8 protein-coding genes, 1 tRNA gene, 2 pseudogenes and 2 riboswitches are annotated in these 14,588 nt (G+C 66.6%); of the genes and pseudogenes, 3 read left to right on the top strand and 8 right to left on the bottom strand.

Annotated features, from left to right (window positions below; all coding sequences use genetic code 11):
* Positions 1 to 60 precede the first annotated feature (60 nt).
* The 6 genes from VSR34_RS11400 to VSR34_RS11375 form a co-directional block, all read right to left on the bottom strand.
* Positions 61 to 1,449, bottom strand: coding sequence for an L-serine ammonia-lyase (locus tag VSR34_RS11400; protein ID WP_342962520.1), 1,389 nt, complete (start codon positions 1,447 to 1,449; stop codon positions 61 to 63).
* 96 nt (positions 1,450 to 1,545) lie between these two features.
* Positions 1,546 to 2,547 carry an alginate lyase family protein gene (locus VSR34_RS11395; RefSeq protein ID WP_238327965.1) on the bottom strand — a complete coding sequence of 334 codons (1,002 nt, stop codon included), beginning with the start codon at positions 2,545 to 2,547 and terminating at the stop codon, positions 1,546 to 1,548.
* Positions 2,548 to 2,875: 328 nt separating this feature from the next.
* The gene (gcvP, locus tag VSR34_RS11390) at positions 2,876 to 5,836 is read right to left on the bottom strand and encodes an aminomethyl-transferring glycine dehydrogenase (RefSeq protein WP_342962519.1); all 2,961 of its coding nucleotides are present in this window, start codon (positions 5,834 to 5,836) and stop codon (positions 2,876 to 2,878) included.
* Positions 5,837 to 5,903: 67 nt separating this feature from the next.
* Positions 5,904 to 6,284 (bottom strand): glycine cleavage system protein GcvH, encoded by a 381-nt coding sequence (gene gcvH, locus VSR34_RS11385; RefSeq protein ID WP_028213213.1) that lies wholly within the window; start codon positions 6,282 to 6,284, stop codon positions 5,904 to 5,906.
* 87 nt (positions 6,285 to 6,371) lie between these two features.
* Positions 6,372 to 7,490, bottom strand: a complete 1,119-nt coding sequence (gene gcvT, locus VSR34_RS11380) for a glycine cleavage system aminomethyltransferase GcvT (protein WP_342962518.1) — start codon at positions 7,488 to 7,490, stop codon at positions 6,372 to 6,374.
* A gap of 89 nt (positions 7,491 to 7,579) precedes the next feature.
* A riboswitch (glycine riboswitch) is annotated at positions 7,580 to 7,716 on the bottom strand.
* Between the two features lie 56 nt (positions 7,717 to 7,772).
* Positions 7,773 to 7,873, bottom strand: a riboswitch (glycine riboswitch).
* 200 nt (positions 7,874 to 8,073) lie between these two features.
* Positions 8,074 to 9,135, bottom strand: a complete 1,062-nt coding sequence (locus VSR34_RS11375; protein WP_342962517.1) for an oxidoreductase — start codon at positions 9,133 to 9,135, stop codon at positions 8,074 to 8,076.
* 336 nt (positions 9,136 to 9,471) lie between these two features.
* On the opposite strand from VSR34_RS11375, the gene VSR34_RS11370 reads away from it, so the two are divergent.
* The gene (locus VSR34_RS11370; RefSeq protein ID WP_342962516.1) at positions 9,472 to 11,562 is read left to right on the top strand and encodes a UvrD-helicase domain-containing protein; all 2,091 of its coding nucleotides are present in this window, start codon (positions 9,472 to 9,474) and stop codon (positions 11,560 to 11,562) included.
* Between the two features lie 88 nt (positions 11,563 to 11,650).
* Here the strand turns inward: VSR34_RS11370 and VSR34_RS11365 are convergent, their stop codons facing one another.
* Positions 11,651 to 12,565: a c-type cytochrome gene (locus VSR34_RS11365; protein ID WP_342962515.1), complete on the bottom strand. Its 915-nt coding sequence runs from the start codon at positions 12,563 to 12,565 to the stop codon at positions 11,651 to 11,653.
* 307 nt (positions 12,566 to 12,872) lie between these two features.
* Here VSR34_RS11365 and VSR34_RS11360 point away from each other — a divergent pair.
* A tRNA-Arg gene (locus VSR34_RS11360) sits at positions 12,873 to 12,948 on the top strand.
* A 54-nt stretch (positions 12,949 to 13,002) separates the two neighbouring features.
* Here VSR34_RS11360 and VSR34_RS11355 read toward each other — a convergent pair.
* Positions 13,003 to 13,293: pseudogene (locus tag VSR34_RS11355) on the bottom strand (tyrosine-type recombinase/integrase); the annotation flags it as partial.
* A 560-nt stretch (positions 13,294 to 13,853) separates the two neighbouring features.
* Between VSR34_RS11355 and VSR34_RS11350 the strand changes: the two are divergent.
* A pseudogene (locus VSR34_RS11350) lies at positions 13,854 to 14,588 on the top strand (heme utilization protein); the annotation flags it as partial.

Here is a 14,588-nt window from a genome sequence, read left to right as displayed (position 1 = left end):
CGTGAGTCCGTCCGGATACTTCGGGCAACGCGTCGGGCAAGGCGACACCGCATCAAACGATCAGCACTCCACGATATTCACCGCGAGGCCGCCGCGCGAGGTCTCCTTGTACTTCGTCTTCATGTCGGCGCCAGTCTCGCGCATCGTCTTGATGACGGAGTCGAGCGAAACATAGTGCGCGCCGTCGCCGCGCAGCGCCATGCGCGCGGCGTTCACGGCCTTCACCGAGGCCATGGCGTTGCGCTCGATGCAGGGAATCTGCACCATGCCGCCCACGGGGTCGCAGGTGAGGCCGAGGTTGTGCTCCATGCCGATTTCGGCGGCGTTCTCGACCTGCTGGGGCGTGCCGCCCAGCACGGCGGCGAGCGCGCCCGCGGCCATCGAGCAGGCCACGCCCACTTCGCCCTGGCAGCCCACTTCCGCGCCGGAAATCGACGCGTTGAGCTTATAGAGAATGCCGATGGCGGCGGCGGTGAGCAGGAAGTCGATCACACCTTGCTCGTTCGCGCCGGGCGTGAAGCGCACGTAGTAGTGGAGCACGGCGGGGATGATGCCGGCCGCGCCGTTGGTCGGCGCGGTCACGACGCGCCCGCCTGCGGCATTCTCCTCGTTCACGGCGATCGCATAGAGGTTGATCCAGTCGATCATCGAGAGCGGGTCCTGCAGCGCGCGCTCGGGGTTGCCGGTGAGCGCGCGATAGAGCTGCGACGCGCGGCGCTTCACGGCGAACGGGCCGGGCAAGGTGCCGTCGGCGTCGGGATTGTTGATGCCGCAACCACGCGAGACGCACGACTGCATCACGTCCCAGATGCGCAGGAGACCGGAGCGAATCTGCTCGTCGCTGTGCCAGACGCGCTCGTTCTCGAGCATCATCTGGGCGATGCTCTTGCCCGTCGCGGCGCACTGCGCGAGCATTTCCGCGCCCGTGTGGAACGGATGTGGCAGTTGCTGCGCGGCGGCGAGCACCTTGGTGTTCGGCGCGCCGGCCGTGACGACGAAGCCGCCGCCCACCGAGAGATAGGTGCTTTCGCGCAGGGTTTCGCCGCCGGCGGCCAGCGCGCGCAGCTTCATGCCGTTGGGGTGCTCGGGCAGCGCCTGGCGATAGAACGCCACGTGCTCCTTCGGCACGAACGCAATGGGGTGGCGCCCGAGTAGCGCGAGCTGGCGCGAGCTGCGCACGGCTTCGAGGCGCTCGTTGATGGTGTCGGGATCGACGGTGTCGGGCGCATCGCCCATCAGGCCGAGCATGACGCCGCGGTCGGTGCCGTGGCCCTTGCCGGTGGCGCCGAGCGAGCCGTACAGCTCGACTTTCACGGCGGCGGTGCTCGCGAGCAGTCCGTCGCGCTCGAGTCCTTCGGCGAACATCAATGCCGCGCGCATGGGCCCGACCGTGTGGGAGCTGGAAGGCCCGATGCCGACTTTGAACAGATCGAAAACGCTTACTGCCATGGGTGCTGCTCCTGCTTGTCTGACGTTGGTTGGTAAGGATGCGGCGCTATCGCGGCATCGTTGTTTGCGTGCCGCCGCCGCCACCCTCGGGCGCGTTTAGCGCGCCGGCAACGGCAGACAGACGGCGAGCCACGCGGGCGGCGTGGGCGCGAGTTGCAGGGCGACTCGTGCAAAGCGGCCGTCGAGCCGCGCCGCCAGGTGAAAGAGTTCCGCGGCGTTTTTCGGGTCCCACTCCCCGGTGTAGCCGGGCAGGCCCGCTTCGCGCCGCGTCGCGTCGAACGGCACGTTCGAGTGCACGAATTCCTCGTGCGTTTTCTGGCCGAGCGCGAAAGGCGTGAGCCAGTCGAGCGCGGCGGCGAGCGTGGCGCCGTTGGCCGCGCGCTCGGTCAGCCAGTTGCGGTTGTGGCGCCGTGCGGCGAGCGCGGCGGTCACGAGCGGCTGCAGATCGTAGGTCACGTAGTGCAGCGCGTCGCGTTCGGTGAAGTCGAGCGTGGAGCCGTCGGGGGCCACGTTGTCGCCGATATGCTCCACGAAGAGCCGCTGCGCCGTCGCGATCATCTTCCGGTTGTCGAGCGTGAACGCGATCATCGCTACCAGTTTGACCCGATGGCTCTGCCAGTTGTTCGCGAAATTGCCCTTGAGCGGGCGCGGCTGCGCGTCGATCTGCGCGATATAGCCGTTCGCGAAGCTGTTCAGGAATTGCATCGTCGCGTTGCGAGTTTTCACGGGCAGCGCGCTCGCGGTCATGTCGTAGGCGAGGATCAGCCCCTCGAAGCGCGTTTCGTCGATGGGATTGAAGCTGGGTTTGTAGGTGGTGACCCATGCAAAGAGAAACCGGTCCACGAGCTTCAGGAAGCGCTCGTCGCTCGTCGCGCGCCACGCGAGCGCCGCGTTGCGCATGAGGTCGAGCTCCTTCGCGGCCTCGACGCTCTGGTCGTAGATGCCCTCGTGCGGCAGCGTGCCCTCGGTATGCAGGCGCGCCGGCGGATGCGGCACGTCGTTGACATGCGCGAGTACCTCGGCCACGAGTGCCTTCACGCCCGGGTCGGCGTTGGTCCGTTCGCTCGATTGCAGCGCGGGAGCCGCGCAGAAGTTCATGGCCGCATGGGCCGTGCCGCCGAAGGCGGCGCAGGCGAGCGCCAGTGCGGCCGCGAGGCGCTGCGGGCCGCGACGCGCGAGGCCGCGCGCCTGCCGGGTCGTGGTTCGCGCGGGCTGGCAGATCGCGTTGCGCGTCGAGACCCGCAGTGCATCCCGAAGTGATTCCCGCAGTGAATCCCGCAGTGAATCCATTCCCACCTTCCGCGCCATGCGCGACTCCCTGATTCAAGGCTGACAGGTGTGTGATGTTAGCGGTTTGCGGCGGCAAATGTGAGGGGGAAGACCGCCGCTGCGTGAGCCGGAAGATCACGCAGCGGCCTCGCGTGGCTTATTCGCCGGCGGCCTGGTTGTCCTGATCCGCGTATTCGGCCATTGGCACGCACGAGCAGAACAGGTTGCGGTCGCCATAAGCGTTGTCGGCGCGGCCGACCGGCGGCCAGTACTTGCGCGCGACGAGCGACGCGACCGGGTAGGCGGCCTGCTCGCGCGAGTAGGCGTGCTTCCAGTCGTCGGCGACCACGACGGCGGCCGTGTGCGGCGCGTGGCGCAGCGGGTTGTCCTCCTTGTCCGCGCGGCCTTCTTCCACGGCGCGGATTTCCTCACGGATTGCAACCATCGCGTCGACGAAGCGGTCCAGCTCCTCCTTCGACTCCGACTCGGTCGGCTCGACCATCAGCGTGCCCGGCACCGGGAAGCTCATGGTGGGCGCGTGGAAACCGTAGTCCATCAGGCGCTTGGCGACGTCGTCCACGGTGATGCCACTTGCATCCTTGATGGGGCGCAGATCGAGAATGCATTCGTGCGCGACGAGCCCGCCCGGGCCGCTATAGAGCACCGGATAGTGCGGCGCGAGCTTCTTCGCCACGTAGTTCGCATTGAGGATCGCGTTTTCGGTCGCGGCGGTGAGGTTGGCCGCGCCCATCATCGCGATGTACATCCACGAGATCGGCAGGATCGAGGCCGAGCCGTAAGGCGCCGCGCTCACCGCGCCGATGCCGTGATCGTCGCGCTTGTAGCCCGACGAAAGCTGGTTCGGCAGGAACTGCGCGAGGTGCGCGCCCACGGCAACGGGACCGACGCCCGGGCCGCCGCCGCCGTGCGGAATGCAGAAGGTCTTGTGCAGGTTCAGGTGCGAGACGTCGCCGCCGAACTGGCCCGGGGCCGCGAGGCCGACCATCGCGTTCATGTTCGCGCCGTCGACATAAACCTGGCCGCCGTGCGCGTGCACGATCTCGCAGACTTCGCGGACGTTCTCTTCGAACACGCCGTGCGTGGACGGGTACGTGATCATGATCGCCGCGAGCTTCGCCGCGTGTTGTTCGGCCTTGGCCTTGAGGTCGGCGAGGTCGATGTTGCCTTGTGCGTCGCACGCCACGACCACGACCTGCATGCCGGCCATTTGCGCCGACGCGGGGTTCGTGCCGTGCGCCGAAGCGGGGATCAGGCAGACGTTGCGATCGCCTTCGCCGCGCGAGGCATGGTACGCATGGATGATGAGCAGGCCTGCGTACTCGCCCTGGGAGCCCGCGTTGGGCTGCAGCGAGACGGCGGCGTAACCGGTCGCGGCCACGAGCATCTGCTCGAGCTGGTCGACCATCTCACGGTAGCCGACGGTCTGCTCGGCGGGCGCGAACGGGTGGATGCGGCCGAACTCGGGCCACGTGACCGGCAGCATTTCCGAGGTCGCGTTCAGCTTCATCGTGCACGAGCCGAGCGGGATCATCGAGCGGTCGAGCGCGAGATCCTTGTCGGAGAGGCTGCGCAGGTAGCGCAGCATTTCCGTTTCCGAATGATGACGGTTGAAGACCGGATGCGTGAGGTATGCGCTTTCGCGCACGAGCGCGGCCGGGAACGTTGCCGTGGCGCTCGCGGCGAGTTCGGCGTCGAGCTTGTCGACCGAGGGCGCTTCCTCCGCGAAGGCGCCTTGCGCGAACACGGCGAGCAGATCGGCGAGATCGGCGCGCGTCGTGGTTTCGTCGACGGACACGCCCACGCGCGTCTCGCTCACGTGGCGCAGGTTCATGCCGCGCGCGAGGGCGGCGTCGTGCAGCGCCTGGGTGCGCGGGCCGGCTTCGAACGTGAGCGTGTCGAAGAACGACTCGTTGACGAGCGTGTAGCCCAACTGCTTCGCACCGGCGGCGAGGATCGCGGCGACGCGGTTCACGCGCTGCGCGATGCGCTTGAGGCCTTGCGGGCCGTGATAGACGGCGTACATGCTCGCCATGATCGCGAGCAGCGCCTGCGCCGTGCAGACGTTCGAGGTGGCCTTCTCGCGGCGGATGTGCTGTTCGCGAGTTTGCAGCGCGAGGCGCAGCGCCGGGTTGCCTTGCGCATCGACGGTCACGCCGACGAGGCGCCCCGGCATCTGGCGCTTGAATTCGTCCTTCACCGCGAGATACGCGGCGTGTGGGCCGCCGAAGCCCATCGGCACGCCGAAACGCTGCGAATTGCCCACGGCCACATCTGCGCCCCATTCGCCCGGGGGCGTGAGCACGGTGAGGGCGAGCAGGTCGGCGGCGGCGATCACCGAGCCGCCGGCTGCATGCACGGCTTGCGCGAGCGCGCGGTAGTCGCGCACGTCGCCGTTCACGCCCGGATATTGCAGCAGCACGCCAAAGGCGCCTGCACTGGGGGCCTCAGCGGCGGGACCGACCTTCACCTCGATGCCGATCGGCTTCGCGCGCGTCTTGACGACCTCGATCGTCTGCGCCAGCACGTCGTCGGCGACGAAGAACACGTTCGACTTCGACTTGCACACGCGCTGCACGAGCGTCATGGCTTCGGCGGCGGCGGTGGCTTCGTCGAGCAGCGAGGCGTTCGAGATCGCGAGGCCCGTGAGGTCGGTGATCATCTGCTGGAAGTTCAGGAGGGCTTCGAGGCGGCCCTGCGAGATTTCCGGCTGGTAGGGCGTGTACGCGGTGTACCACGCCGGGTTTTCGAGCACGTTGCGCAGGATGACGGCTGGCGTGTGCGTGTCGTAGTAGCCCTGCCCGATGTACGAGCGGAACACCTGGTTCTTGTCCGCGAGCGCGCGCAGGGCGGCGAGCGCCTCGGCTTCCGAGCGCGGCTGCGAGAACGGCCCGAGCGGGAGCGTCTCCTTGCGGCGGATCTTCGCCGGAATCACCGCATCGATCAGCGCGGCGCGCGAGGCGAAGCCGAGCGCGTCTAGCATCGCCTGCTGGTCGGCCGTGTCAGGGCCGATGTGGCGGGCGGCGAAAGCGTCGTGCGCTTCGAGCGCAGCAAGCGAGAGCGGGGAGTTCATCAGACGATCCGGGTGTTCGAGCTTCATGGGGGTTCCTGCGGGCGCGGGCGGTGCGCGTGGCGAGCGCGCCGCCGCGCCGTTGCGGTTACGGGAGTTAAGCGCCGATGGCCTTTTCGTAGGCTGCGGCGTCGATCAGCGCATCGAGCTTGGCGTCGGCGGCGGGCTTGATCTTGAAGAGCCACGATTCGTACGGCGCACCGTTGACCTGGTCGGGCGTATCGACGAGCGACGTATTCGACTCGATGATCTCGCCTGCGACCGGCGCGTAGATGTCCGAGGCGGCCTTGACCGACTCGATCACGGCGACGGCGTCGCCGGCGGCGACCGCGCGGCCCGCGTCAGGCAGCTCGAGGAAGACGATGTCGCCCAGCGCTTCCTGCGCATGGTCGGTAATGCCGACGGTCAGCGTGCCGTCGGCTTCGGTGCGGATCCACTCGTGCGATTCGGTGTATTTCAGATCGGCCGGGATGCTCATGGGTTGCTCCAGTGCGTGGTTCGGCGAATTTTGGTTCGCTTGTTGCTTGAAAAAGGGGAGGGCGTGCGCGGCTTAAATCCTTGCGGATCAGGCGACGAGCACCTTGCCGTTGCGCACGAACGGCAGTTTTACCACGCTTGCGGGAAGGGCCTTGTCACGGATCTGCACCTGCACGACGTCGCCCGGCTGCACGCCCTTCGGCACGCGCGCGAAGGCGATGGATTCCTGCATGGTCGGCGAGAACGTGCCGCTCGTGATCTCGCCCTCGCCGTGCGGCGTGAGCACCTTCTGGTGCGCGCGCAGCACGCCGCCCGCCTTGCCGTTTTCCTTCTGCAGGATCAGGCCGACGAAGGCCATGCGCGAGCCGTTCGCCTCCAGCGCCGGGCGGCCGACGAAATCGCGCGGCTCTTTCATGTCGACGGTCCAGGCGAGGCCCGCGTCGAGCGGCGAGACGCCGTCGTCCATGTCCTGGCCGTAGAGGTTCATGCCCGCTTCGAGGCGCAGCGTGTCGCGCGCGCCGAGGCCGCAGGGCTTCACGCCCTGGCGCTGGAGGGCGTCCCAGAACTCGCACACGGCGGTGGCGGGCAGCACGACTTCGAAGCCGTCTTCGCCGGTGTAGCCGGTGCGCGCGATCATCAGCTCGCCGAACGGCGTCGCCTCGATCTTCGCGGCGTTGAAGGGTTTGAGAACTTCCGTGGCGCTGCGCGAGGAGGGCGCGACCTGCCAGACCTTTTCGCGCGCGTTGGGGCCCTGCACGGCGACGATCGCGAGATCGCGGCGCGGCGTGATGGCGAGGCCGAAGCCGCCTTCGGCATTGAGCTTTTCGAACCAGGCGATGTCTTTTTCGGCCGTGCCCGCGTTCACGACGGTGCGGAACTGGTCGTCGGCGAAGTAGTAGACAATCAGGTCGTCGATCACGCCGCCTTCGGGGTTCAGCATGCAGGAGTAGAGCGCCTTGCCCGGCGTGATGAGTTTCGCGACGTTGTTGGCGAGCGCGCGCGAGAAGAATTCGCGTGCCTTCGGGCCCGAAAACTCGACGACGCACATGTGCGAGACGTCGAACATGCCCGCGTCGGTGCGCACGGCGCGATGCTCGTCGATCTGCGAGCCGTAGTTGACGGGCATGTCCCAGCCGCCGAAATCGACCATGCGGGCGTTGAGCGCGCGGTGAGTGTCGTTCAGCGGGGTGCGTTTGAGTTCGGTCATGGGGCCTCGGGCAGTCGCGAAAAATCGCGCGAAAACGAAAAAGGCCATGCAGGAAGCGCCGCAGGCACGATGCCCGTGGTCGATTCTTGCATGGCCCCTCTGTCCTCGGTACCTGAGAGATTGCGCCCTTTATTGCGGCGCGCGCCCCTTCGGTGGGCAGCCTGAACGCGGGGCGGTTAGTTTTGCGCCACCGCCCGTTCTACTGCCGCTCTCCAGAGTTGCGGACCTTCTGCTGCTTCGTTGGCTTCGCGCAGAAAGCGCAGAAGCGGCGAAGCAGCGGTCCGGCGCGCACGGTCCTTTTGCCTGAGAGTTTGTGGGTTGCCCCTTCGGCGGCGCCGGTTGCACTAGTGAAGGCAAACGGCGCGCTCTCCCGGCGCGCGCAGCGATTGTGCGCGACGCGTCGGGGCTGTGTCAATGCGGAAAAATTCGGCGCGCGGCGCGGCGAAACCGCTGGAAGCTTTGCGGGCATTGGCTCGCGCGGATCGGCGGTGCGACCTGCGCGGCGGCGGCGAAAAACGGGGGCGGTTCGGTTGGCGGCGAACCGAACGCGAGCCGGGCGGCGCCTCGACCCGCGCGGCGACGCTCAGGACTCGCGCACGAACGCCAGCGTGCGGCCTTCTTGCGCGCTTTGCATCGCAAGCTCGATGAGCGCCATGACGTCGATGGCGTCCTGAGGGCTCACCGGGAACGCCTTGCCCTCGCGAATCGCAGCGGCGAGTGCGCGGTACAGATCCGCGTAGTTGCCGGCCGCGTTGGGCACCTCGAGATCGGCTTCCTGGCCGTCGTCGCGCAGCACGTGCAGCCGGCCCGCCTCGTTGCCCGCGCCGAACCCCGGCTGCCCCGGGCGCAGCCCGTCCTTGAGCTGATCCTCCTGGGTGTCGAGGCCCTTCTTCAGATAGCTGCCGCGTGTGCCGTGAATCGCGAAGCGCGGCGCATACGCGGCGAGCGCGCTGGCGTGCAGCACGGCGTCGTGGTGCGCATAGCGCAGCACGAGGTGCGCGTAATCCGGCGCGCTCGCGTTGTCCCGGCGCGTGTGGACGAAGGCGGTGATCGATTCGGGCGCGCCGAAGAGCGCGAGCGTCTGGTCGATCAGATGCGGCCCGAGGTCGTAGAGCAGGCCGCCGCCGCGCGTGGCATCCTCGCGCCAGCGCTGCTTCACTTGCGGGCGGAAGCGGTCGAAGTGCGATTCGTAGTGCGTGACGCGCCCGAGCTGGCCGCCCGCGATCAGTTCGCGCACGGTGAGGAAATCGCCGTCCCAGCGGCGGTTGTGGAACGGCGCGAAAACGAGGCCGCGCTGCTTCGCGATGGCCGCCAGCGTGCGCGCTTCTTCGGCCGTGAGCGTGACCGGCTTGTCGACGAGCACATGTTTGCCGCGCTCGAGCGTGCGGCGTGCGAGGTCGTAGTGCGTGTCGTTGGGCGTGGCGATCACGACGCACTCGATCGCGTCGATCGAGAGCAGGGCGTCGAGGTCGGGGACGATCGCTGCGTCCGGGTAGTCGGCCTGGGCGCGCTCGCCCTGGCTCGTCGCGATGGCGGCAAGCTGCGCGGCGCCGCTATGGGCGATCACCGGGGCATGGAAGGTCTGGCCGGCGAAGCCGTAGCCCATCAGGCCGATTTGCAGCGGTGCAGTCTGCGTTGCAGTCATTTGGCGCTTCCTCTTTTTCAGCGACGGAACCGGAGGGCCCCGCTGAATGAGCGGCGCGGCGCGAGCCACGGCCGCGGGTGACGGAAGGGCGTTATTGTGGCACGGCGCGCCCGCGGGAGCGGGGTGAGGCGAGGGCCGCGAGGCGCGTGAAGATCGGGGGCGACATCGGCGCAGCGCCGCGCCGTGTTAACATCGCACCTCCCGCGCGAGGGCGAGATGTCCGCATGCCTCGCGCCGTGCGGATTGCCGGGCGTCGGCGTTCTCAGCCGACGCCGCAGCGCCACGAAAATCCGCACGCGTCCCAGCCGTACCACCCGTTTTTCCAATCCAGCAACGATGTCCGCAGGCCTGAATCCCGCCCAAAGCGAAGCGGTGCGCTATCTCGACGGTCCCTGTCTCGTGCTCGCCGGCGCGGGCAGCGGCAAGACGCGCGTCATCACGCAAAAAATCGCGCACCTCATCGAAGCGAAAGGCTTCGAGCCGCGCCATATCGCGGCCGTCACGTTCACCAACAAGGCCGCCGCCGAAATGCGCGAGCGCGTGGGCAAGCTGCTCGAAGGCAAGACGCTCACGACGCCCGGCAAGGAAGGCCGCAAGGTGCCGACCAACCAGCTGACGGTCTGCACGTTCCACTCGCTGGGCGTGCAGATCCTGCGCCAGGAAGCCGAGCACCTGGGGCTCAAGCCCCAGTTCTCGATCATGGACTCGGACGACTGCTTCGCCATGATCCAGGAGCAGGTGGGTTCGACCGACAAGGGTTTCATCCGCAAGATCCAGTCGATCATCTCGCTCTGGAAGAACGGCCTCGTGATGCCGGAGCAGGCGCTCGCGAGCGCGTCGAATGAGGACGAGCACCAGGCCGCCATCGTCTATCGCAACTACGTAGCGACGCTGCACGCCTACCAGGCCGTCGATTTCGACGACCTGATCCGCCTGCCGACCGAGCTGTTCGCGAAAAACGAGCCGGTGCGCGAGCGCTGGCAGAACAAGCTGCGCTATCTGCTGATCGACGAGTACCAGGACACCAATACCTGCCAGTACGAACTGCTCAAGCTGCTGGCGGGCCCACGCGCCGCGTTCACGGCCGTGGGCGACGACGACCAGGCGATCTACGGCTGGCGCGGGGCCACGATCGAGAATCTCGCGCAGCTCGGCAAGGACTACCCGAAGCTGCACGTCATCAAGCTCGAGCAAAACTACCGCTCGACCGTGCGGATTCTCACGGCGGCGAACAACGTCATTGCGAACAACCCGAAGCTGTTCGAAAAGAAGCTGTGGTCCGAGCACGGCATGGGCGACACGATCACGGTCACGCCCTGCAACGACGAAGAGCACGAAGCCGAATCGGTCGTGTTTCGCCTCTCGGCGCACAAGTTCGAGCGGCGCGCGCAGTTTCGCGACTACGCGATCCTCTATCGCGGCAACTTCCAGGCGCGCATATTCGAGCAGGTGCTGCGCCGGGAGCGCATTCCCTATGTGCTCTCGGGCGGCCAGTCGTTCTTCGACAAGGCCGAGATCAAGGACATCTGCGCGTACCTGCGCCTGATCGCCAACCATGACGACGACCCCGCGTTCATTCGCGCGATCACCACGCCGCGGCGCGGCGTGGGGAACACCACGCTCGAAGCGCTGGGCTCGTTCGCGGGGCAGGCGAAGGTGTCGCTGTTCGAGGCCGTGTACATGGGCGGCATCGAGGCGCGGCTTTCGGCGCGCCAGGTGGAGCCGATGCGCGTGTTCTGCGACTTCATGCAGCGCCTGGCCGAGCGCGCGCTGAAGGACCCGGCGACCGTCGTGCTCGACGATCTGATGGACGCGATCCATTACGAGGCATATCTCTACGACGCCTTCGACGAGCGCCAGGCGCAGTCGAAGTGGCAGAACGTGCTCGAATTCCTGGAGTGGCTCAAGCGCAAGGGCACGAAGCCGGAGCAGGAGCCCGGCGAGGACAGCGAGGCGACCGGCTACGACAACGCCGACGGCCTCGCGGACACCGGCAAGAACCTCATGGGCCTGATTCAGACCGTAGCCCTGATGTCGATGCTCGAAGGCAAGGAAGACGACCCGGACGCGGTTCGCCTTTCGACCGTGCACGCGTCGAAGGGGCTGGAGTATCCGCACGTGTTCCTGGTGGGCGTGGAGGAAGGGATCATGCCGCACCGCGGCGGCTCGGAGGACGACGTGATCGACGACGCGCGCATCGAGGAAGAGCGCCGCCTCATGTACGTGGCGATCACGCGCGCGCAGCGCAGCCTGCATCTGAACTGGTGCAAGAAGCGCAAGCGGGCGCGCGAGACGGTGGTGTGCGAAGCGTCGCGCTTCATCCCGGAGATGGGGCTGGACGACGCGCCGCCTCCCACGGCCGAGGAAGCGCCGATGACGCCGAAGGACCGGCTGGCGAGCCTCAAGGCGTTGTTGCAGAAGGGCTAGGCGCTTGTGTGCGCGGGTTGAAAAGCGAAGGGCCGCGTCGGCGTCGATGCGGCCCTTCGTGATTTCTGCGTAGTGCGCGTGCGGCGGCTTACTTCGCTGCGCTCACCATATAATCGACGGCGGCCTTCACGTCGGCGTCGGGTGCGTTGGAACCGCCCTTGGGGGGCATCGCGCCCTTGCCGTGCAGCGCGTAGTTGTAGATCGTGTCCATCGGGTCTTTGAGGCGCGGCGCCCAGTCGGCCTTGTTGCCGAACTTCGGCGCATTGAGCACGCCCGCCGCGTGACATGCCTGGCAGACCTGCTGATAGAGCGCCTTGCCGGCCTGTGAAGCGTCCGCGCTCTGCTCGCCGCCGCCTGCCGCAGGTGCGGAAGAAGCCTGGGGAATGGCCGAGATTGCCGCCGCGGCCGCTTGCGCCTGGGCGGCGTTCGCGTCGGCGCCGGAGGCCGGCGCAGCGGCGGCTGCGCCCGAAGCCGCGTTGGCTGCATTGGCCGCGCCCGGTGCGGGCTTGGGCGGATCCTGGAAATTCGCGCCGCCGTGGTTCGCCATATAGGCGACGGCGAGGCCGATTTCGTAATCGCTGTAGTCGTCGGGGCTCGTGCCGCCGCGCGGGGGCATTGCGCCCTTGCCGGAGAGTGCCGTTTTCCAGAGCGTGTCGTAGCCTTGGGCGATGCGCGGCGCCCAGTCGCCAGAGTTGCCGAACTTCGGCGCGCCGGCTGTGCCCGAGGCGTGACACGCCGAGCAGACGGCCTGGTACACCTGCTCGCCCGTCTTGAAGACGCGCGGCGCATTCGCGTCGCGCACGTTCACCTGGGCGACCGGCGCGATGCGCGCGGCGACCTGCTGGGTGGAAAGTTCTTCGGTGCCCGCGCCGGTGCGCGTCGTATTGTCGACGTAATAGGCGAGCAAAATGATGATGACGATGGGGACGGCAAACCCGGCGATGACAGCGGCGATCAACTGGCCGGGCGTTTTGATCGGGGCTCCGTGAGGTGCTTCGCTCATGCTTGTCTCGACTCCCGTTGGTTTTTTGGTGAGCGGTACAGCAGGACGGCAATGGCCATGCGGCGGATCAAACACGGACGATTATAGACGGAAGGTTTTGCGGCTGGTGGGCGCCCGCGGACGGAGTTCAGCGGGCGTTTACCCGGAGCGCGAGGGCTGGCGGCGCGTCTTGTCGTTGTCTCATGGCGATGCCACCCCTAATAATCCGCGCGGTGGACGGTTTGACCGAAACCGGTTATTCTCTCGGTCTCTCTCCGGCACTGCCTTCCTCGTGTTCTTCGACCGATGGCCGTGCCCGCAAGTCAAGGCGCCCGTAGCTCAATGGATAGAGTACTGCCCTCCGAAGGCAGGGGTTGCTGGTTCGATCCCAGCCGGGCGCGCCAAGTCTGATAAGGCTTTCAGCGATTTCCCCCTCTTCGTCGGCTTCCGCATTGCAGCTAGATTGCAGCTAACTTCGGTCCAGGCAGCTCCGTCAGCGGGGTCACCCAATGCGCTAGGTGGTCAGCCGACAGGTGGGCGTACCGTTGCACCATCTCCAGCGTTTCCCATCCTCCCAGCTCCTTCAACACCTGTAACGGCGTGCCGCGCTGCACATGCCAACTTGCCCAGGTGTGCCGCAGATCGTGCCAGCGGAAATCGCGAATGCCGGCACGCGTGAGCGCCTTGGTCCACGCCGCCGTGACCGTCTGGTAGACCGGCTTGCCGTGATACACGAACACGCTGTCGACGCCTTTGCGCCTCCCTTTGATGGACCCACGGCATCGCTCGCGCGCGAGGCGATGCTCAGGTCCGAAAACGTTTGCCTGACGCGCGCTCGCTGCAAATATTTAATCGAAAACGTTTGCGGTAGACAAAATGCCAAATGCGCTCGCGTCTTTCAAATCAACACAAAAAGATAAATAAGCAATTTGAAAGCGAATTTAATTCTATCCATTACATCAAGTTTCAAAAAATCGCGCCGATATCTGAAATCGACTGGGAATGCTTTCCACGGCTGCCGGTCACGCGGACCGGAGACCTTTCGGGAAACCGCTGCACTACTTGCAGGGGTGATTGGGTCGCGACGCCGTTGCCAAAGAACGTGGGTGCCTTGGCGGCCGGAAGGGCAGTAGCCGCGCCGGGAATAAAACTTGAAAGGACCTAAAAAATGACGTCTGTCGTATCGGTAATGAGTTCATCGCAAATCGGGCTCTTGTCAACCAAGCAAATTGGACAGCTCTCAACTTCTGACATCGCCGGACTTACTACGGCGCAGACTGTCGGGCTGACATCGACCCAGATCGCTTCAATGTCGTCGGCAGACATCGTTTCGCTGAGTTCGGCCGCGCTTGCCCTCTTCACTCAGAGCCAGACCCAAGGACTGAGCAGTACCGATATTCAGGCGCTGGGCGCCAGCGTGGCTTCGCTGAGTGTCGGCTTTCTGACCACGGTGCAGGTCGCGGCGCTCTCGACTGCGCAGATCGAGGCGATGAGCGGCTTCAACACAGCCCAGACCCAAGCGCTCTCGACCAAGACGATTCAGGCGCTCGGCACCGCGATCGCCTCGCTGAATGTCGCGATGCTGTCGACCACGCAAGTAGCCGCGCTCTCGACGATTCAGATCGAGTCGCTGTCGGGCTTCAGCACCGCCCAGACGCAAGCGATCTCGACGACGAACATCCAGGCGTTGGGCACCAACGTCGCAGCGCTGACAGCCGGCATGTTCTCCAATACCCAGGTGGGTGCGCTCACGTCGGTCCAGGTGGGTTCGCTGACGTCGAACGCGGTGTCGCCGCTGTCGTCCACGCAGATCGGCGCGCTCAGCAGCGCGGCGGTCACCGGTCTCCCGCTCTCGGGCCTGAGCACGGCGCAGTCGCAGGCGCTGACCACCAAGGACATCCAGGCACTGGGTACGAGCGTCGCGTCGCTGAGCACGGCGATGCTGACGACGGCGCAGGTTGCGGCAATGTCCACGGCGCAGCTTGAAAGCCTGACGGGCACGCTGAGCTCGGTGCAGACGCAGGCGATCTCGACGGCGACCATC

Source organism: Paraburkholderia sp. JHI2823, assembly GCF_038900695.1.
Classification (GTDB): Bacteria; Pseudomonadota; Gammaproteobacteria; order Burkholderiales; family Burkholderiaceae; genus Paraburkholderia; species Paraburkholderia mimosarum.
This window is presented reverse-complemented; position numbering and strand designations above follow the sequence as displayed.